Origin of the sequence: Nocardia sp. JW2 (assembly GCF_051843015.1) — a bacterium.
Lineage (GTDB): Bacteria > Actinomycetota > Actinomycetes > Mycobacteriales > Mycobacteriaceae > Nocardia > Nocardia coubleae.
The window spans coordinates 41,077-59,498 of the sequence record NZ_JBPXLK010000006.1 but is presented as its reverse complement, the minus strand read 5'-3'; the positions used below and the strand labels follow the sequence as shown (position 1 = coordinate 59,498).

Here is an 18,422-nt window from a genome sequence, read left to right as displayed (position 1 = left end):
ACACTGTGAAGTGGTTCCTAGGGAAGACGATTATCGGCCGGCGTTCACGACAGAAAGGCTGAGAAATGGAAAACGACAACCCGAAAGCCGAAGAACTCGCTGTCAACGAATGCTGGGCCTTGCTCCGCACCCAGGAGATAGGCCGCCTCGCCGTGTCGGTGGACGACGACCCGGATATCTTCCCTCTCAACTACTTGGTCGACCATGGAACCATCGTGTTCAGATCCGCGCCCGGTACGAAGATGTCCGCCGCCTTGTCGAATCCGCGCGTCGCATTGGAGGTCGACGGCTACCTGGCCGAGTCCCACGAAGCCTGGAGCATAGTAATCAAGGGTCGCGCCGAAGGGATTCGTGAAATCGGTGACCTGATGGACACCGTGGATCTACCCCTGTTCCCGTGGCAGGGCGGCGCGAAGAACTTCTTCATCCGGCTCGTACCGACCTCAGTGACCGGTCGCAGATTTGCCGTTGCCGATCCCGCAGCTTGGCGGACTCCCCTTTCCGACGCACGACGATCTCCGATGGAGTAGAACGCTCGCCGGCACCACCGGGACCACGCCAACCAACCGATCCTCGCCACGGTTACTAGCGAAACTTCCTCGGCGGATGACAACTCCGAATCGGGGCCGACCAACAGCAGCACAGCGACCTCCCCGATCGACCGGCCTCGCGGGTTCATCGGGCCGGTCTCGCGCACCGATCTCTCCCGCCGTGCCAGTGTCACCCGCCGCATCGATGGACGGCGCTGCAGTCCGACCCGGAAATTATCGGTATTCGTCGGTCCCATCCGGGGCCGACCATGACAACTTCTTAGTCGTCGTCGCACCGAGGCGCGCGGACCGTGGGGTGTGTGTCGCGGAGTTGTCAGGCGAGCGCGCGGTCGGCGAACGGCAAGGCAGGGCGATAGCGCGCGGTGGCGACGATGAGGTCGGCGACGAGCAGCCCTTCCTGGTCGGGATTCATCGGGATCGCGAGGTCGTGACCGTCGGGGCCGAGGATCCGGGCGACACCGCTGCCCCCGTGCAGCACGTCGGCGCGGCCCTCCGCCGCGGCCTGCCATCCGCGCACCGGGACTACCGCAGTCGGGGCCAGCAGGTAGCTGCGAGCCGCCCGCGCGTACCTGCGGCTGGCAGCGGTGCTCAGTTCCGCCGCGTCGATCCGGGTGTCACCGCGGCAGAACGTGAAGCCGGGCCAGGACGCCAGATGGATGTGTTCACCCGCCCGCTGCATTGCCTCGCACGCGCCGGACAGGAAATGGTCGGCGCCACCGAGCGCCCCGATCGTGCCGAGTGCGGTTTCACGCAGCAGCGCGGGCCCGTCCGCCGTGCCGAACACGCTGCGTTCCAGGGCGGTGGGCAGCGTCTTGCGGGAGACGGTGATGTCGCCCTGATCGTCGATCAGCGCCTGGGACATGAACACGCGGTTCCCGGCTCGCTCGGAGAAGCCGAGGCCGACGTGGATGCCTCGGCGGCGTGCGGCGTAGCGGATCGCGCGCAGCTCGGGGCCGTCGACGGTCATCGAATTGGCGTGGTACCTGGCGAGGATGTCGCCGTCCCACTCGACCGCGCGCAACCACATCCACCATGGGAAACCGGGTATGAACGTCTCGGGGAAAGCGACCAACCGGGCGCCCTGCTCCGACGCGGCCTCGATCAACGTGATGACCTGGTCGACGCCGGCGGACACATCCAGCCACCGAGGCTCGGCCTGCACAGCCGCCACTCGCACCCTGCTCGTCATCGTCTCTCCTCGATCCAGCTGTGACACCTTCACGAGAAAGGACACGCGATACCGCCGGTCCTCACGCACCGACAGCTGAGATCACAGTCACCCGAGTTGCCGCCTCCGATAGATCGCGCAGCACACGCAAGTGCTGGGATCTGGAACGCCTACGCACGTCGCGGCACCACGACCCTGCTCACCGCGTTCAACACCGCCGACGGCACCGCGATCGGCGAGCTGCACCGCCGCCACCGCACAACCGAGTTCCGCAAGTCCTGATCGCGGCCCTTTCGAGGACGTCGAGAATGGACGCGGGCGCGCGCCACTCGATCGACGGATCGGCGTGTACTCCCGCACGGACCGCGGCTGCGAAAGATTCCATCTGAACCAGAGAGCTACTACCTGGGTGCGTGGCCGACACGCATCGTCGGCGGCCGACGCGCCGTGGGGCATGGCGAGGTCGATTACGTGCGGAACATCCCCGCGGGTGCGGGGCCGACGGCGCACCGCTCGCTACCGGCGGGATCTCGATCGGACCATCCCCGCAGGTCCGGGGCCGACATCGGCCCGTGTGTTGTCGTCGTTGTAGGTCAGTTTCACGCCGAGCTGCCGGTACACCTGATGCTTGTCGGCGGGATCCGACCGGCGCAAGGCGTTGAGTAGTCCGCCCACGGAGCTGACTAGGCTCCTGATCTCATCCTTGGTCATCGGTGAGTGTCCAGCTGCCTGCTGATCCAGCGCGGCGAGACGACTCTCGATGACGTGTTTCTCGCTGAGCACCTGACTGGTTTATAAGGCCGCCTGGGATCGGGTGCTGGCCGCGTTGACGCTCGCCGATGATGCCGGCGGCGCTCGTCGTGATCGCGGTCCCGAAGCCGGCCGGTGGCCACCGCGACACAATCCTGATCGGGTGCTAGCCGATAAGGCGTATTCCTCGGCAGCGAACCGAAAGTCTTGCGCAGCAGGCGGATCTTCGCGGTGATTCCGCAACGGTCTCAGGTAGTCAACTGGAAACGCCGTGGCCGTGCCGGTGGATGCCCGCCCAGGTTCGACTAGACGCCCATAAGGTGCGCGATGTGCTCGAGCGGGCGTTCAACAAAGCGAAGCATTGGCATGGTGTCGCGACACGTTACGACAAACTGGCCCGCACATACTGTGTGGGCCCTGTTTCGGGGCCTTCGGTTATCCTTGTGCCGTTCCCGTGGACCAGGTGATCGCCCCTCCGTCGTTGCGGTAGAGCACCAAATTGCCGGTGTCTTCCAGGACCAACGTCGACGGGCCCGTGGTCCACGTCCTCGACGACCACGCCGCGGCCCCGCTTCCGGTGTACAGGACCAGGTTGCCGTCGTTCTGGTTGACCAGATTCTCTCCGTTCGTCGTCGCGGTCGACCACAGCACTTCCCCGCTGGTCCGATAGAGCACCAGGTTGCCATCACCCTGTAGCCACAGCTCGTAGAGTCCGTTGCGGGACCGGAGCGCGGACCCGCGGGCCAGGGTCGCCCCCGCTGCCAATCGCTCGGGCCAACTCGGGACCGGCGTGACACCGTCACCACGCAGGGCCGCGCTGACATCGGCGGTGATCGGTTCCTTGCTCGCCATCGTCGTGGTCACCAGGCCGAAGTGGCACTCGGGATCATCGGCGGCGGTGCAGCGATCACGGTAGGAGTACACGATCAGCGGACCCGCATATGGCAGCGCACGCCACATCCGGACGCCCTGCACGAGGTACCTGCTGACGGTGCTCGCGCTCGGGATGGCCACGAGTCCGGCTGTCGGATAGCCGAATTCGGTAGCCCACACCTTCTTCGCGGTGTCGCCGTGGCGAACCATCACCGAGTGCACCAGGGCGAGCTCACCACACGGCGCGGACTCCGAGGGTGGCCCGAACATATTCCACCAACGATTGACGCATTCGGGATCGGCGGGGCCTTTGCCCGAGTTCCACGCCGGATACGGGTGGTGCGCGACAGCATCGAAATAGCCGCGATACCCACGGCTGTACGCCCAGTCCAACCAGGCCGACGGCGCGTTCGGATTGGTCCCACCCTGCACCGTCCCCGCCCCCGACGCCCCGGCCAGAACAACGCACCCGGGACAGCGCGCCTTCACCCGCGGGTAGGCGAGTTTGACGAGCTGCCAGTAACGCGCTTTGCGGTCGCCGACGAAGTTGGCGAAGTTCACGAAGTTCGGTTCGTTCCAGATCTCGTATGCCTGGACCTTGCCGCCGAAGTGCGCGACCGTGCGATCCACGATCGAGGTCCAGTCCTGGTCGCGGGTCGGGAACCATTTGTCGCCGCTGTGACCGCCGTTCGCCCACGGCGGCGCGTAGGCGAGAACGAGCAGAACCCGCATTCCGCGGGCGGCGGCGGCATCCACGACCGGGTCCAACCGGTCCCACCGCAGCGGCGCCCCACGAGCCGGTTCGACCGACCACCAGTCGAGGTCGAGGCGCAGCATCGGAACCTTGGGCGACACCGCGGCCTGCATGGCGGGCAGACGCCGCACGATGTCCGCGCCGTCACCTGAGCCTTCCGCGAAGCCGACGTCGGCGGACGTGAAGGAGTCGGCGGGCGCTGCCATCGCCGGGCCGGGCACAGCCGCCATCACCGACAGCGTGCTCACGACCAACGCGAGCACCGTATTTCCGACGCGAATTCGTCCGAGCAGGTCGAGAATCGATGTCTTCATCCAGAAGGCCCTTCTGTATGAAATCTTCGCGATCGATGCGTGTGCTGTAGTGTGCGCCGACTCCCGCGAAGGCCCCGAATGACACGCCGTCAACGAGGTTTCATCACCCAGTCCTGGTCTTCGTCCTCGGTTTCGCCCCTGATTGCCGATCAGCCTGCCGTTCCCGGCGCAGCCACCGAACAGCAGGTACAGCCCGGTGTCGGTGAAGCTGACCGCGGTCAGCATCAGGACGAGCGTGCGAGTCGCGAAACCGCAGGCAGAGCGCTTGGGTTCAACATCGCTCAATCCGAGAGATCCTCGAGAAACCGACGACATCAGCGGAGGCCACCCAGGCCCGAGGCGTCGACAACCTCGCCGGGCCCACGCAGATCCACTGCGCTCGGAATCGCGGTCCCGGTGACCGGCCGGATACCGTAGCCTCGTCCTTATGAGTGTCCAGGCTGGGGTGGCTCCACCGCACGACCACGTCGTGAGCATTTATGACGGACTGGATGAGCTGGCCCGCAACGTCAGCGACTTCCTCGGACAGGGGTTGGACACCGACGGTGCGGCCGTGGTGATCGCCACACCCGCCCATCGGGAAGCCATCGCGACGCGGTTGAGCGAGCACGGCTTGGACTTGACTGCCCTGACCGCGGCCGGCCGCTATCGAGCCCTGGATGCCGCGCAGACCTTGGCGAGCTTCACCATCGACGGCGCGCTCGACCGGGCTCGTTTCGCCGAAGTGATCGGCGAGGTCATCGCCGCTGCGAGTGCGGGTGGGCGTTCCGTGCGCGCGTTCGGTGAGATGGTGGCGCTGCTGTGGGCCGACGGCGATCCGGCCGCCGCGATCGAGCTCGAAGCGATGTGGAACGAGTTGGCTCAGAGCCATCGGTTCCTGCTCTACTGTGCCTATCCGCGTGACATGCTCGCCGGCGCCGACGATCTGGTGCGCCTGCAGCAAGTGTGCGCCCATCATTCCGAGATCGTCGCTCCCGACAGCTACACCGCCGCCCAGCCCGAGCTCGGGCCGAGCGCCGACCCGAACAGCGATTCTCGAACCTATCTGCCGGTACCAAGCGCCGTCAGCGCCGCGCGCCGATTCGTCACCGGCAGGCTGGGGGAATGGCAGCACGGCCCCGCGGTCATCGACGATGCCGCCCTGGTCGTTTCCGAACTCGCCGCGAACGCGGTTGCCCACGCGCATACCGCGTTCCGGATTCGTTTGTCCCAGACCGAGGGGACGGTGAGGATCGAGGCGGAGGACCTCAGCCCGCGCCGACCGGTCATGGGCACCGACCGCGGAAGTGCGGTCGGTGGACGTGGTTTGATCCTGATCGCGGCACTGGGCAGCCGATGGGGCATCGAACCGGACCCGGCAGGGCACGCCAAGAACGTGTGGTGCGAAATCCCCTCCCCTGACCTGAGGGAAGGAATCTGAGATATGTCGATCGATCTCTCCGCACCCGCGCGCGGTTCCTCGGTGGCCAGGGCGGCTGGTGCACTGATCGATAAGCGAAGCGGCGGCTGCCACGATCATGCCTGCGTGGCGTATACCACCCGCGCTGAACGCGACCGCGCCGCCGTGGAATGGCTGCTCGAGGGTGCCGCGCTCGGGCAGCGGCTGCTCGCGGTCACCGACGACGACGATGCCGGTGACCGCTTGCGAGCCGCTTTCGACGCGGCCGATGCCGGCTACGAGCTGACCCATACCTCCCTCGGGGACGTCTACGACTTGTCCGCGCCGATCGACGCCGAAGCCCAGCTTGCTCATTTCCGCGGCGAAGTCGCATCGGCCCTCGACGCGGGTTTCGCGGGCATTCGCGTCTTCACCGACATCACCGCCCTGAACCTCGATCCCGCACGCCGTCCCGGTCACGTCCGGTGGGAACACGTCGCCGACGCGTTCATGGCCGGCGGTAACCCGGTAGCCGCGATGTGTGCCTACGACCTCACCGCGACCGGCGAGGATCTGGGCGCGGTCATGGCTGTACACCCGTTGCGCCACGGCCCCTCCCGGGTCCCCACGACGTTCGGGATGTACTGGCGAGACGGCCACCGCTTCCTGGAGGGCGAGATCGATCAATTCAGCATTCCCGCCCTGATCGGCGCGCTCGAGGTCTTGCCGAGCGAGGGCGCCGACCTCGACGTCAGCGGTCTGGCGTTCCTGAGTGTGCGCGCCTCGGCGGTACTGGCTGGCATGGATCCGTCCCAGCGTGCACACCGGTCGATACGGCTGGTCAACGCCCATCCCGTCGTCGAGCGGGTATGGAGCGTGATGGATTTCGATCCCCGACGGTTGATCAAGCGCACTGATTCCTGAGCCGGCTTCCGTGCGGATTGCCGTCGTGATCTCTCGGTTCGATCGCGACTTCACCACCGCCGCACCGAATCTGGTGGGATCGCCGATTTCGCCTACGTGTCGACCTGGGCCGGATGGTCGTATCAGGGTGGCCAATAAGTCGCCACAGGAGAGAGGGCGGTCGCCGGCCTGAACTCACTGCATCGAGGCGGGCCCTACTCGACCCGGCCTCGTCCAGGGGGAACGATTCGTCTTTGCCGGGCGATTGGCTCATCGGGATGCCGGGTGTGTTGGAGCTGACGGATCGCCTCGTCGTCGAGGTCCGCGTCACGGGCGGCGGCCGCCCAGTCCCAGCGCGGCGTGGACCAGATGAAGTGCGCTATGCCCCAGCGAGGAGTCCATCCTTCCTGGCTACGCGGGCGCCGAGAGAGCATCGTGTGCTCGTTGATCGCATCGAATGCCCCGGAATCCGGATCTCGGAACGGAACGGCGTCCGGGGTGAAGTCGATCGGCACGCGTGCGAGGATCGGCGCTGCGGTGACGGTTTCGGCAAACCAGTCGGTCTGCACACGCTTGACCGCCGCGAATCGATCCTGAAGCATCTGCTGGTGTTGCTCCGGTGTGACCACGGGTCCGCCCCATACGAACTGTGCGTCGGCAATGGGCTCTCCAACCACGAGGTCGACGAACTGCGCACCGACGCCCGCCGCCTCCGACCGGTATCCGAGCATCTGGCCAGACTCCATATCGACCCAAATCCGCAGCGGCTCAGGCTTTCGGGGAGGCGGAGCCAACTCGACCGTCCAACACGCCCGGCCGACGAACTCGACCTCTTCCACCGGACCGGCAGGCCGGGTGAAATCATCACCGGCCCACTCCGCGGCCTTTCGCCGCAGTAGGAGCTGAGTCGGGCCCAGATAATGCACGCGGTCAGGTGGGCCAACGCGAGGGCGTTCCAGATCCGCGGTGAAGTCCCAGGCGTGAATGCCATCGGTGACGAAAATCGGCCGCCCATCTTCGTGCTCGACACGAAGCCGGTCTCCGTGACGCCACACCCTGCATCCGTCATCGGCGACGACAAGCATGGGACTCGACCCGATCGCGACAAACCCATCTGCCCGAGCGGCAGCACCGATCTCCCGAACGGTGCCTCGGAGGGGTACGTCAGGACCGGAGGTCAGCGCTGTCAGGACCTCAATCCATGCTGTCATGACGTGAGACTAGGCGAACCGCCCACGCACGCGCGGTATCTGCCGGTCCGTGGCACCCTGCGTTCAGGAGCGGTTTCCGCAGCCATGAGAACCACTGGTTCTCATGGCCCGCACGGTCGATCCAGACAGCGTGCTCCGCGAACTGTTGGATCTGGGCGGTCGTTTGCCGCTCTCGGCCCGGCCCGAAAATGACCGCACAACGCACTGAAGTAGCGCGGAATCGTCTGATACCGAGGCGCCCCCAGGCCTCGCTCGTCTGGCACAGCGACCGATTCCGTCGAGCCAGGCCGTTGCACGGTCTCGCGCCATGACCGACAGCCTTGCGGGAAACTACCCGCCCCGCGTATCCGACCACTCCCCCACACCCGAGTGCAGCTTGCGACGGTCCGGCCCGTGCGGGGTGTGTAACCAGCAGGATTTCGGCCCACCAGATGCTGTAATTCGGTGGTTTTCGGCGTGGAGTTCGGGAATGATCGCGCCATGGTCTCCCGAGTGCAGCACGTGGCGATCGATTGTGCGGATGCCTATGCGCTGTCTCTGTTCTGGAGCGCCGTCACCGGCAGCCCGACGCATCCGGAGGACGGACCAGGTGCGGAGGAGACTCAAGTGTTGCTCGCCGAGGGCCCGGTACTGCATTTCAACCAGGTACCCGAGTCCAAGACGATCAAGAACCGGATCCATCTGTGTCTGTGCCCCGAGACCTCACGTGATGAGGAGGTGGACCGGCTGCGCGGCATCGGTGCCACTTTTGTCGCCGATCATCGGAACCCCGATGGCTCGGGCTGGGTGATCCTCGCTGATCCCGAAGGCAACGAGTTCTGCGTGCTGCGCAATAATTCCGGCCGTGATTCGTAATACCGGGCCGACCTGCTCGATGAAAGGTCGCCAGCTCGAGGACGCATCAGTGTTCGAACGCGTCACCGATTCCACCGTCGCGTAGTCATCGACGATGACTGGCGTTTCCGGTCGAGGACGCGGCGAAGAAGTGCGGAGCCGCCGATATGAAATAACCGCGTTGTGGTCCCGGTACCAGCTCGAGGTCACCGTCTGAATCGGCTCAATGTAGACGCCCGGAGATAACGGTGGCGATGTCGATCGTCTTGGCGCACACGTCCCAATCGACGCCGGTGGCGATCCCCGCTGCGGCGATCCCGAGGTAGAACGAGCCACCGGAGGGTACCGATACGTGCACGCTACAGCTGCCGTTTCGGCCATCGGGGCGTGCCTCAGATTTCAGCACCGCGCGCTGTCCCCCGACCGCGATCTGCTGTTCGAGTGGATCCGACACCCTCCGCTGTGAGAGATCGCTGAGGTCTGTTTTGGCCGGAGCGAATCGGATGTTGAAACGCCCCGACAACGACGTCTGGATCGAGAACCACGAACACGCCGACAAGTCCTCCGGGGGTGTGTCGGCTCGAACTGCTGGGTCGAGCACGAAACGTGCGAGATCCTCACTGTCCAGCACGCTACATGGGTGATAAGTGAGCTCGGCCAATGTCCACGGCTGCGGTGCCAACGCGGGAACCGGCGAGGTCATTGCGCTCGCCGTCGTCACGACCGCAGGCTTCGAGCCGACATCGATGCCACACCCGGCCGTCGCCACGGCGACCATCCCCATAGCCGACCACCCCAGCCACCACGGACGAGCACAGGAACCTATCGCCATCAGACATTCCTCCCGCCGCCATGAAACCAGAGCTCGCAACACGGCGCACAGTGCGCCGCTCCGAGGCCTGAGCGCTGCTGAAATCGACCGCGTAGAAGTGCGGGCGAACTGTTAGGCGCAGCTTCGGCCGGTCTTCTCGGCGGCCATCCTGGTCTGGCCTCCTGCCGGTCGAGCTGGCAAGAATCCAGATGCTCAACGAGTACCGGTTCGACCCACCGCGCGGTCCGTCCCACCGACGCTGGTGGTGCGTCGTCGAACAGACTTGCGTCGCACCGGATCACGTCGGGCGTCGCGCGAGCCCGCGCGTCGGTGAATCCGATGCCGACTTCGCTGGTGCAACGCAAGTGGTCCGTCAGGGTACGGGCTGCCTGTGTCGGCCTTGGATAGCGTTTTCGCAGCCGAGTGCTGAGCACGCTGGAGGAGATACTTGGATGAACGCGGCGGAGGTCTCGAAATCCAAGCGGTTGTGTACGTATCTGCCGCGAGATCGGACAAGCACGTCCGAAGCTGTCGACGCTCACGTCCGCAAGGACAGCTGCTTACTACGGTAGTCAACACGGCACACATCAATCACACAGAAATTGCCGGAATCAACGGGAAATAATAAAAAGCGACCAAGATGCGAATTTCGTAAACACTCGTATCTACCAGCAGTTTTCGGAACTCTCGGGTAGCTTCGGGACGATGTGAACCATCGTCAGGTGGTCGCCGGTTCGAACACTCCGCCAACCCGCTCTGGAAGCGGACGGTTGGCGGAGAAGACCACTGGATCAGAAGGACTTCGAGGCGATCGTGCCGTCAGTCCAGCACCAACGACGTCCGCTGAATCAGGCGGTGTGCATAGTGATCGAATCGCCCTACTGACTGCTACTGCGAGACGACATGCAGCTCCGGACTTGGTCCGAATGGGCCATTTGATCGGGTGGGCACCAGCGGCACGGAGTCGCTGCCGCAACAACCAGCACCAGTAAGGATCGCCACGACGTATCCGCCCTCCACACAACGCAACAACCATGATCGACGGCCGATCATTTGAGGCAGGGCGCTCATGCCGGCGACAAGTAGGCGCGTGCCTGACGTCGTAGAAGACCTGTACAACCACACCTGCCTCGCGTGCGGCACCACCGCCTACTGCCCGCCCGTGCACAACGACTGCGAGCACTGACCACTGGGCAACCCAGCCGCGCGGGATACGCACAGCGACAGCAAGATCGAGCTTCCGAGAACAGAATCTGTGCGACGATCGGGTACATGGGGTGGGTGCGTGACTTCTTCCGCGAATTCGGTCCACATGTGCTGATCGTTGTGATGTTGTGCTGTTGCCCGTGCGGCTTGTTCTTCGGCTTGTGGTACACCACCCCGACGGAGAACGGTCCAGGTGGTGAAGCCTCGTGCGACAACGGAGTTCCGATGGTCTGCACGGTGGTGTTCGACCGGCGCGTGGAAGATCCGTCGGCGACGGCCTACGGCAAGCCAGTGCGCCTGGTCGCGGTCGAGGGCGATATCGCGGTGGTGGAGATCAAGGCGCTGTTCGGGTGGGTGACCAGTACTGTGCGCGCCGCCGAAGCAACCACGGTGCAGGGCGGAATTACCGACAGCTACACCACGGTGACCGTCGTCGACATCACCGAGGATCGAGTGATCATCGAGATGGAAGGCGCCAGTGACATCTAGGAGCTGAGCGGAGACCAGTGCCCCTCAGCTCCTAGGCGCCCTCTCGGCACGCAGGGCTCTGCCGCCGGACATCTACTTCAGCGCGGTGAGTCCACCGACCGCGACGCGGTCGGTGTTCCATGACACCAAGCCGATCCCCTTTACGTGGCATACCCGGGGGCCGACGGCGATCGGGGCGTGGGGGATCTCCGCGTTGCCAACCGCGGTCCGCCAGCGGACCGCGCCGGTCGTCGCGTCGAGGGCACACACCACACCCCCGACGCTCGCAGCGAACACCGAGTTCCCCGAGACGGCGGGCGGATCGTCAGCCTGCACGAACTCACCGCCCGGCGCGCCGAACACCAGCCACCATGGCGAGTCCTGTGCCGATCATGACCCCCGCCGCGACGAAACTACCCATCGCGACGCGCTTGTCACGCTCGACTGCCCGCACCGACTCCTCACGAGTGACAACCCCGGCATGGCTGCCTGATTGACGAACCTCGCAAAACGACTGGCACGAAGGGCCTCCCAGAACGAGCATCGTCAAGATCGCGCCGAGGACGGCGGCGAGGCATCCGCCCAGTACCAGTCCGATGGCGACGTAGCGCAGCAGAGAAAACCCCACACTGCGGTTCTGAACCGATTCCATCGGGCGCGGCGTAGGTGACTGTCTCACCGCACACCCGCATCCAAGTAGTCCGCCGACGTCATCATCGTCATACCCTCGCTTTCACTAGCCCACAGCAACTTTCGAGGCCACCACCGCTGACGTGCGCGGGCTGGCTCGTTCCATACGTCGAGTCAAAGGCGCACCGTGTTGCCGGAGCATATGAGATTTTCGATACACCGACCATATGTGTCGATGAGTAGCATCCAGGGTTTCGTGCAGGATCCTCGCCTCGATCACCGGATCATCGCCCACCGCAAGGTCCGCCGGGACACCTGTACGGAACCGGGGTAGCCCCTACTCCTTCGCGATCTCGACCACACCGTTCCGAGCCCCTGGCTCGAGGCCGCCGACGTCCTCGTCGGAGTCCACGGCATCGGCGGTCGGACGGCGGCCCGGTGCCCACGCGGCGATGAGGACGGCCGCACCGATCGTCAGGAATCCCAGCACGATCGCGGATTCCCGCATGCCGTGCAGGAACGCGGATTTCGCGAAGTCGCCGAGTTGCTGGGCGACCGGTCCCGCCCGCGCGACCACCTCGAGGGCAGCCGCGAGCGAATCACCGACCGGTTCGCGGGCGGTCTCGGGAAGGCTCGGCAGGGCGGGTGCGATCCGCTCGCCGTATCCGGCGGCAAGCACACTGCCCGAGATGGCGATGCCGATGGCGGCGCCGACTTCACGTGCGGCATCGTTGACCGCGGCGGCGACACCGTGTTTCGCCACGGGTGTGCCGTCGACGATGGCGGCGGTCGCGGGCGCGGTGCACAGCCCGATTCCGGCGCTCATCAGCAGCAGCGGACCGAGGACGTCCAGGTAGGAGGTGTGCACATCGACCTGCGCGATGAGGAACATCCCGGCACCGATCGACGCGAGACCGGCGAAGGCGGGAACCCGGAGCCCGAACCGCGTCGCGAGCCGGGGTGCGATCACGGAGATCGCCACCATCGGTAGACCCATCGGTGCGAGCGCGAGTGCCGAGACCAGCGGACGGTAGCCGAGGATCAGCTGAAAATATTGCACGATCAGCATGAACAGCCCGAAGGTGACCAGGAACTGCACCGTCACGATCGCGGTGCCGCTGCCGAAACCCCGGTCGGCGAACAGCCCGACATCGATCAGCGGATGCGCCACCCGCTTCTCGACAACGACGAAGACGACACCGAGGACCACACCGGCGACCGTCGCACCGAGCACCAACGGATCGAGCCACCCCCGCGCGGGTACCTCGATGGCGGCCACGACGATCGCGCCGATGGCCAGAGCGCTGGTCACCGTACCGAGTGGGTCCATCGCCGACCGCGAGGTGTCGACCGATTCGGGCAGGGTGCACGCGGCTACCGACAGCAGCGCGCCCGCGATCGCCATCCCGACGAAAATCGCGACCCAGGACCAGTTTTCGATCAGCACACCGGAGCCGAGGATGCCGAGGATCGCGCCGACACCGGCGACTCCTGCCCACAATCCGACCGCGCTGCCCCGGCGTTCCAGGGGGAAGCCGGCGGTGATGAGCGACAGCGTGGACGGCATCACCAGTGCCGCACCGATTCCCGTGAACACCCGCGTGGCGATCAGCCAGAGCGGGCTGTCGAGCACAAGGGGCGCCGCCGAACCGACGGCGAAGATCACCAGTCCGACGACGAGGACGATGCGCCTGCCGTACCTGTCCCCCAGCGCACCGCCCGGCAGGACCAGGCAGGCGAGGGCCAGCGTGTAACCGTCGACGATCCAGGTGAGTTCGGCCTGGCTGGCGCCGGTATCGGCCGCGATCTGCGGCAGCGCGGTGTACAGCGCGGCCATCGAAGCGGTGACCAGAACCACGGCGAGACAGGACAACGTCAGCAGGCGGCGCTGGACGGAAGACAATCGGGCACGTCCGGTGGAAACCATCTGTCCTCCGCTACTATCAGTATCGCTTCGCTACAAGATGTAGCATAAGTATGCGCCGGGAGGTAGGCCTACGAGATGGTCGACAGCGGAATACTGGGCGATATGAGTGATTTCGACGCCGACGAGGTCGATCCGCGCCGCGTGCGGTCACGTGCCCGGCTGCTCGATGCCGCCACCACCCTGCTGCAGAACGGCGGCCTGGAGGCGGTGACCATCGAGGGCGTCACCAAACTGTCCAAAGTCGCCAGGACCACCCTGTACCGGCATTTCGACAACGCGGTCCAGTTGCGGGCGGCCACCATCGAACGCCTGCTGCCCTCGGCGGTGCAGACCCCACCCGAAGGCCCGCTGCGCGACCGGCTGATCACTCTGCTCGAGCGCCAGGCCGACGCGATCAGGGACACTCCCCTGCAGGTGTCGACCCTGGCGTGGCTGGCGACCGGCTCCGACCGCACGGCCGACAGCCCCGCCATCACCTCGCTGCGCAGGCGCCTCATCGATCAGTACCGCGCGCCGTTCGACCAGGTGCTCGAAACACCGGAGGCCCGTGCGCAACTGGGCGACTTCGACACCTACTTCGCGCTGTCGCAGCTGGTCGGCCCGCTCGTCTTCGCCAAACTGCTCGGCCTGCGCGAATCGACTCCCCAGGATTGCGCCCGGATCGTCGACGACTTTCTCGCGGCCCGCGCCGCGATCACCACCGACGGATCCGGGCGACACCCCGGCTAGCTCCCGTCAGATCACGACACCGACATCGTTGCGCACCAGGACATCCAGCGCGCGCTCGGCCACCGCGGCGATGGTCATGGAGGGATTGCACGCGGCCGTATTGCCGGGCATGAGGGCGCCGTCGAGGACGTAGAGGCCCCGCTGGCCGCGCACCCGGCCCTCCAGATCGCACACACTGCCCATGTTCGCCCCACCCAGCGGATGCCAAGTGGAGGGGAAGATCGCGTTGGTGTCGATCAGGTGTGCGCTCGGGCCCGCGACACGACGGATCGCGGCATCGATGTGCGCCTGGATGCCTCGGTCACCCTCGTGGGGCCAGCGCAGTCGCGCGTCGTCGGATCCGGCGTCGTAGACGAAGTCGCCGCGTCCGTCGCTCACCCCGTACCCGACGAGCATGGTGCTGCCCGCGTCCAGCGACAGCGGCGGGATCGACGCCTGGATGAAGGTGAACGCCGCCTGCGGATCGTCCCAGTTCTTGCTCCCGAAGACGACCGGGCCACCTTGGGCCGCACCGAAATTCGCCGACGGATCCCGCCAGACATAGATCCGGTCGGCATTGGTACCCCAGCCCTTCCCCAGTTCGTCCGGCAGGTCGGGAATCGCGCCCTTGGCACCGGCGCGCACCAGCAGGCGGGTGGTGTTGAGGCTGCCTGCGGCCAGCACGAGGGTCGGCGTCGTGATGACCTTGTTCTCCAGGACCACGCCGCCGGTGTCGATGCGGTCGACCCGCACCACCCAGCGGCCGTCGGGAGCCCGCTCGATGTCGGTGACCTCGTGCAGGGTCTGCACGTCCACGATGCCCGTCGTCTCGGCGGCGGCGACATAGGTGACGTCGACGGAGTTCTTGCCCCCGTTGTTCACCCCCATCGCGCCGTCGCCGTTGGTGTAGGACGGCTTCATCTCCCCACGCAGCTCGGCCAGTGCGTAGTTCCAGTCGATCGGCATCGGGATCTTCGACAGCGGCAGTCCGGCTCCGCGAACCCGCTCCGCGAAGATCCGCGCCGCCGCGTAGGGCGCGCTGTCGACCAGTTCGTCCGGCGCGGTGGCCAGCCCGAGCATCCGCGCCACCCTCGGATAGAAGACCTGATCCATGCGCTCCCAGTCGATCCCGGCCGGGAAGTGCGTCTCGAAGACTTCGCGCGTCGGTTGCAGCGACATGCCCTGGTACACCAGCGATCCGCCGCCGAGCCCAGCCGCGCACAGCGCGGTCATCCCCGTGCCCGAGACCGCTTCGAGCAGTCCGGCATAGCGGTCGAAGATCAAGGGTGTGCCGAAGAGTGTCGGGCTGGATCGATGCCACAGCAACCGCTTGTCCGGCTGGGTGGCGCGGGGGAAGGTCTCCGAGTTGGGCCCGGTGGCCCAGCGTCGGCCGCGTTCGAGCAGCAGCACCGGAACGCCTGCCTGGGCCAGGCGCAGGGCGGCGACGCCGCCGCCGAAGCCGGAGCCGATCACCACCGCCCGGCGTTCCTCCCTGGTGAGTGGGATCCCGCCGGTGCGGGCGGCGATCCCGGGAGTGGCGGCGGCGCCGCGGGCGGAGGCCAGCAGTAGTCCGGCGCCTGCGGCACCGCCGAGTAGTGCGCGGCGGGTCATCATCGGCATGTCGAAACCTTCATCGTGTCGTCCTGGCACGGGTCGACCCCGCGCCGTTCCAGTAGGAGGGAAAGCAGGCCGATCTCCTGGCCCTGAGTGCGCACGATCTCGCGTGCCGAGCGTTCGACCTCGCCGCCCGTGAGCACGGCGTCGGCCGCCGCGGCCATGTCGACGCCACCCGCGTGATGTCTGAGCATCAGTCGCAGGAAGACGATCTCGGCCTCGGTGCCACGCGCGGCCGAGAGCTGGTCCAGCTCGGCGGCCGTGACAGTGCCCGGCATCACCGGCATCGGTTGTCCTGCCGAATGTCGTTGCCCGTGGAGGTCATCCGGCAGCCACGCCATGGCCCTGTCGCTGGTGACCGGTGCGCCGGCCAACCGGAGCCAGCCGAGGAACATGCCCGATTCGGTGCGCTGCTCGTCGGCGATCTGACGGGCGAGTCCCACGACGAACGGGTCGGCGCCGGTGTCCAGTCGTTGCGTGAGAAGCATCGCCTGGGTGTGGTGGGCAAGCATGTCCTGGATGAAACCGATCTCGGTCTCACTGAGCACCTTCGGCGCGCTCGTCGTCGTGGGCAGCGCAGGCCGTAGCGCCGCTCCCATGGCGAGCAGCAAGATCGCCAGCGCACCGAATCCGGCGTATCGGAAAGCGTTGTGCCGTCTCATGATCCGGTCGTCGAGTCCTGGTCCGGCGGCGGAGTGTAGACCTCGGGCGAGAGCTCGAGCGCCAGGAAACCGTTGTCCGCGCATGTGGTCCAGAGTTGGTTGCCACGCCATTCCGGTGGCGAGAAGCACCAGTCGGTCGACAGATCACCGAGGGCGAGGGTGCCGCTGCGCGCGCTCAGCGCCTGGGCGGGGTCGAACACGCCGCGCAACATGGACTGGACCACCGCGGGCGCCGAGAGCACCGGCACGCCGATGATCGAGGCCAGCGCGTGCGGGGAATTCCAGAGCTGGGCGTTCTCGCCGGTCCGCGCGGGCGGATTGAAGTAACCGATCTCCCGGACAGCACCGGGATCGCGTACGTCGAACACGCGGATTCCCGACGAGGTCCAGCCACACGCGAGGGCGGTCGGGTCGGCGGGCCGGTCGGCGGCGCAGTAGTGCGCGTCGTAGGCGAACAGGGATCCTCCCGCGGCCGAGGCGAGCATCGAGTCCTGGTTCTCGGGCAGATTGATCTCGAGCTTGATCGACCCGGCGATCCTGGGCTGACGGTCGTCGGCGACATCGATGAGTTTCACACCGCCCGATCCCGCCTCGTCGACGGCGAACACATACGGCACTCCGCCGTAGGTCACCGGAACGGTGTGCTGGGTGGCCCACCCGTCGGACCAGGTCATGTCCGACAGTTCGGGAACCTGCGGAGACGGATCGCGCCGCTGCACCGCGCTGATGTCGAGCACCTTCATGCCGCCGAGGTTGTTCGCCAGGTAGAGGCGGTTGCCGTCCGGGGAGACGCCGAGCCCGTGCATGGACATCCCCGGCATCCCCTGCCACACCACCCGGGGATTCGCCGGGTCGGTCAGGTCGACGGCGCTGAGCAGGCCGGGCGCCGTGCCCGAACTCCAATAGGTTCGCCCGTCCGGGGAGAAACCACCCTCGTGCGCCGTGATCGGCAGCGGCAGCAGCGGATTCGTACCGGTACCGGGGTTGAGCAGGCGCGGGTGCGCGCAGTCGCTGATGTCGTAGATCGACAGCAGGCCGGCACCGACCAACGCGGGCACCCCCGCACCGACGAGCAGTTTGCGGGCCTTGTTGACCTTCAAGCTCTCCCACGTACCGGCGAGCATCGCCGGCTCGGTCAGCGTGGCGGTGTGCACCGGCGCCGACGGGTCGCGCACGTCCAGGACGTGGACGCCCGCGTCGGGGCCGAGCAGGTCACCGGGGAAGAACGTGCCGACGTAGGCGCAGTGCTCGAAGGTGACCGAGGTGATGCCACCGCCGCGACCGCCCGCCGCGCCGAGCAGCCGCATGTTGCACCGGAATCCCTCGCGGGACCGTCCGCTGTCGCGATCGGCCGCTGGAACGTCGCCCTGCAGGCCGGTTTCGGGCGCGGATCCCGGCAGGCAGTCGACCCGACTCGCGGCCGGTTGGGAGTGCGCGCTCACCGCGCCCATCGACACCAGCAACGCGGTGACGAGAATCAGTCCGGCGCGCCAGTGCGCACGGGCAGAAATAGATCTCATGTATGCAGTCGTCGCCCGAGGTGAGGGCGCCTTTCTCGAGTAGTAACCATGTTACTGTCGATCGGACGCTACCACTCGGACTCGCCCGCCGGAACGAAATCGAGCGAAGCCGGAAGGAACGTTCCCGCAGCGGAGAGGCG

Annotated in this window: 17 protein-coding genes; 7 read left to right on the top strand and 10 right to left on the bottom strand. The window is 66.4% G+C overall.

The window, feature by feature from the left end; translation table 11 throughout:
* Nucleotides 1-65: 65 nt before the first annotated feature.
* Nucleotides 66-530, top strand: coding sequence for a pyridoxamine 5'-phosphate oxidase family protein (locus ACSVDM_RS11240; protein ID WP_439264498.1), 465 nt, complete (start codon nucleotides 66-68; stop codon nucleotides 528-530).
* A gap of 334 nt (nucleotides 531-864) precedes the next feature.
* Here ACSVDM_RS11240 and ACSVDM_RS11235 read toward each other — a convergent pair whose 3' ends face one another.
* Entirely contained in the window at nucleotides 865-1,740 is an 876-nt protein-coding gene (locus tag ACSVDM_RS11235) for a nitrilase-related carbon-nitrogen hydrolase (protein WP_439264496.1), read from the bottom strand.
* 96 nt (nucleotides 1,741-1,836) lie between these two features.
* Between ACSVDM_RS11235 and ACSVDM_RS11230 the strand changes: the two genes are divergently transcribed.
* The gene (locus tag ACSVDM_RS11230) at nucleotides 1,837-2,001 is read left to right on the top strand and encodes a hypothetical protein (protein ID WP_439264494.1); all 165 of its coding nucleotides are present in this window, start codon (nucleotides 1,837-1,839) and stop codon (nucleotides 1,999-2,001) included.
* 903 nt (nucleotides 2,002-2,904) lie between these two features.
* On the opposite strand, the gene ACSVDM_RS11225 is transcribed toward ACSVDM_RS11230, so the two are convergent.
* Nucleotides 2,905-4,410 (bottom strand): hypothetical protein, encoded by a 1,506-nt coding sequence (locus tag ACSVDM_RS11225; protein ID WP_439264492.1) that lies wholly within the window; start codon nucleotides 4,408-4,410, stop codon nucleotides 2,905-2,907.
* Nucleotides 4,411-4,837: 427 nt separating this feature from the next.
* Between ACSVDM_RS11225 and ACSVDM_RS11220 the strand changes: the two genes are divergently transcribed.
* Both ACSVDM_RS11220 and ACSVDM_RS11215 read left to right on the top strand, forming a co-directional pair.
* Nucleotides 4,838-5,830 (top strand): MEDS domain-containing protein, encoded by a 993-nt coding sequence (locus tag ACSVDM_RS11220; protein WP_439264490.1) that lies wholly within the window; start codon nucleotides 4,838-4,840, stop codon nucleotides 5,828-5,830.
* 3 nt (nucleotides 5,831-5,833) lie between these two features.
* The gene (locus ACSVDM_RS11215) at nucleotides 5,834-6,712 is read left to right on the top strand and encodes an MEDS domain-containing protein (RefSeq protein WP_439264488.1); all 879 of its coding nucleotides are present in this window, start codon (nucleotides 5,834-5,836) and stop codon (nucleotides 6,710-6,712) included.
* A gap of 194 nt (nucleotides 6,713-6,906) precedes the next feature.
* On the opposite strand, the gene ACSVDM_RS11210 is transcribed toward ACSVDM_RS11215, so the two are convergent.
* Nucleotides 6,907-7,902 carry a hypothetical protein gene (locus ACSVDM_RS11210; RefSeq protein ID WP_439264486.1) on the bottom strand — a complete coding sequence of 332 codons (996 nt, stop codon included), beginning with the start codon at nucleotides 7,900-7,902 and terminating at the stop codon, nucleotides 6,907-6,909.
* Nucleotides 7,903-8,346: 444 nt separating this feature from the next.
* Here ACSVDM_RS11210 and ACSVDM_RS11205 point away from each other — a divergent pair, with 444 nt between their 5' ends.
* Nucleotides 8,347-8,757 carry a VOC family protein gene (locus tag ACSVDM_RS11205; RefSeq protein ID WP_439264485.1) on the top strand — a complete coding sequence of 137 codons (411 nt, stop codon included), beginning with the start codon at nucleotides 8,347-8,349 and terminating at the stop codon, nucleotides 8,755-8,757.
* A gap of 202 nt (nucleotides 8,758-8,959) precedes the next feature.
* Here the strand turns inward: ACSVDM_RS11205 and ACSVDM_RS11200 are convergent, their stop codons facing one another.
* Nucleotides 8,960-9,520 (bottom strand): DUF3558 family protein, encoded by a 561-nt coding sequence (locus ACSVDM_RS11200; RefSeq protein WP_439264483.1) that lies wholly within the window; start codon nucleotides 9,518-9,520, stop codon nucleotides 8,960-8,962.
* Between the two features lie 1,299 nt (nucleotides 9,521-10,819).
* Here ACSVDM_RS11200 and ACSVDM_RS11195 point away from each other — a divergent pair.
* Nucleotides 10,820-11,242 (top strand): hypothetical protein, encoded by a 423-nt coding sequence (locus ACSVDM_RS11195; protein WP_439264481.1) that lies wholly within the window; start codon nucleotides 10,820-10,822, stop codon nucleotides 11,240-11,242.
* Nucleotides 11,243-11,314: 72 nt separating this feature from the next.
* Here ACSVDM_RS11195 and ACSVDM_RS11190 read toward each other — a convergent pair whose 3' ends face one another.
* From ACSVDM_RS11190 to ACSVDM_RS11180, 3 genes are all read right to left on the bottom strand, one after another.
* Nucleotides 11,315-11,557, bottom strand: a complete 243-nt coding sequence (locus tag ACSVDM_RS11190) for an outer membrane protein assembly factor BamB family protein (protein WP_439264480.1) — start codon at nucleotides 11,555-11,557, stop codon at nucleotides 11,315-11,317.
* Between the two features lie 4 nt (nucleotides 11,558-11,561).
* Entirely contained in the window at nucleotides 11,562-11,873 is a 312-nt protein-coding gene (locus ACSVDM_RS11185; RefSeq protein WP_439264478.1) for a hypothetical protein, read from the bottom strand.
* 315 nt (nucleotides 11,874-12,188) lie between these two features.
* Nucleotides 12,189-13,778 carry an MFS transporter gene (locus ACSVDM_RS11180; RefSeq protein WP_439264476.1) on the bottom strand — a complete coding sequence of 530 codons (1,590 nt, stop codon included), beginning with the start codon at nucleotides 13,776-13,778 and terminating at the stop codon, nucleotides 12,189-12,191.
* Between the two features lie 102 nt (nucleotides 13,779-13,880).
* On the opposite strand from ACSVDM_RS11180, the gene ACSVDM_RS11175 reads away from it, so the two are divergent.
* A complete protein-coding gene (locus ACSVDM_RS11175; RefSeq protein WP_439264474.1) occupies nucleotides 13,881-14,507 on the top strand; it encodes a TetR/AcrR family transcriptional regulator in 627 nt (208 codons plus the stop codon).
* A gap of 6 nt (nucleotides 14,508-14,513) precedes the next feature.
* Here the strand turns inward: ACSVDM_RS11175 and ACSVDM_RS11170 are convergent, their stop codons facing one another.
* Genes ACSVDM_RS11170 through ACSVDM_RS11160 form a run of 3 tightly spaced genes read right to left on the bottom strand, consistent with a single transcriptional unit; the run spans nucleotide 14,514 to nucleotide 18,213 of the window.
* On the bottom strand, nucleotides 14,514-16,106 hold the full coding sequence (locus tag ACSVDM_RS11170; protein ID WP_439264472.1) for a GMC oxidoreductase: 1,593 nt from the start codon (nucleotides 16,104-16,106) through the stop codon (nucleotides 14,514-14,516).
* Complete coding sequence (locus tag ACSVDM_RS11165) at nucleotides 16,097-16,762, bottom strand: DUF305 domain-containing protein (RefSeq protein ID WP_225280023.1); 666 nt, start codon at nucleotides 16,760-16,762, stop codon at nucleotides 16,097-16,099. The genes ACSVDM_RS11170 and ACSVDM_RS11165 overlap by 10 nt, the downstream gene beginning before the upstream one ends.
* A complete protein-coding gene (locus ACSVDM_RS11160; RefSeq protein ID WP_439264805.1) occupies nucleotides 16,759-18,213 on the bottom strand; it encodes an LVIVD repeat-containing protein in 1,455 nt (484 codons plus the stop codon). Before ACSVDM_RS11160 ends, ACSVDM_RS11165 begins: the two co-directional genes overlap by 4 nt.
* Nucleotides 18,214-18,422: the final 209 nt, after the last annotated feature.

Bases quoted from the DNA above. Each gene is read 5' to 3' on its own strand.
- ACSVDM_RS11235 (WP_439264496.1), bottom strand. From the start codon at position 1,740: ATGACGAGCAGGGTGCGAGTGGCGGCTGTGCAGGCCGAGCCTCGGTGG.
- ACSVDM_RS11195 (WP_439264481.1), top strand. From the start codon at position 10,820: ATGGGGTGGGTGCGTGACTTCTTCCGCGAATTCGGTCCACATGTGCTG.
- ACSVDM_RS11200 (WP_439264483.1), bottom strand. From the start codon at position 9,520: ATGGGGATGGTCGCCGTGGCGACGGCCGGGTGTGGCATCGATGTCGGC.
- ACSVDM_RS11240 (WP_439264498.1), top strand. From the start codon at position 66: ATGGAAAACGACAACCCGAAAGCCGAAGAACTCGCTGTCAACGAATGC.
- ACSVDM_RS11175 (WP_439264474.1), top strand. From the start codon at position 13,881: ATGAGTGATTTCGACGCCGACGAGGTCGATCCGCGCCGCGTGCGGTCA.
- ACSVDM_RS11160 (WP_439264805.1), bottom strand. From the start codon at position 18,213: ATGGGCGCGGTGAGCGCGCACTCCCAACCGGCCGCGAGTCGGGTCGAC.
- ACSVDM_RS11225 (WP_439264492.1), bottom strand. From the start codon at position 4,410: ATGAAGACATCGATTCTCGACCTGCTCGGACGAATTCGCGTCGGAAAT.
- ACSVDM_RS11210 (WP_439264486.1), bottom strand. From the start codon at position 7,902: ATGACAGCATGGATTGAGGTCCTGACAGCGCTGACCTCCGGTCCTGAC.
- ACSVDM_RS11220 (WP_439264490.1), top strand. From the start codon at position 4,838: ATGAGTGTCCAGGCTGGGGTGGCTCCACCGCACGACCACGTCGTGAGC.
- ACSVDM_RS11215 (WP_439264488.1), top strand. From the start codon at position 5,834: ATGTCGATCGATCTCTCCGCACCCGCGCGCGGTTCCTCGGTGGCCAGG.
- ACSVDM_RS11185 (WP_439264478.1), bottom strand. From the start codon at position 11,873: ATGGAATCGGTTCAGAACCGCAGTGTGGGGTTTTCTCTGCTGCGCTAC.
- ACSVDM_RS11180 (WP_439264476.1), bottom strand. From the start codon at position 13,778: ATGGTTTCCACCGGACGTGCCCGATTGTCTTCCGTCCAGCGCCGCCTG.
- ACSVDM_RS11165 (WP_225280023.1), bottom strand. From the start codon at position 16,762: ATGAGACGGCACAACGCTTTCCGATACGCCGGATTCGGTGCGCTGGCG.
- ACSVDM_RS11170 (WP_439264472.1), bottom strand. From the start codon at position 16,106: ATGCCGATGATGACCCGCCGCGCACTACTCGGCGGTGCCGCAGGCGCC.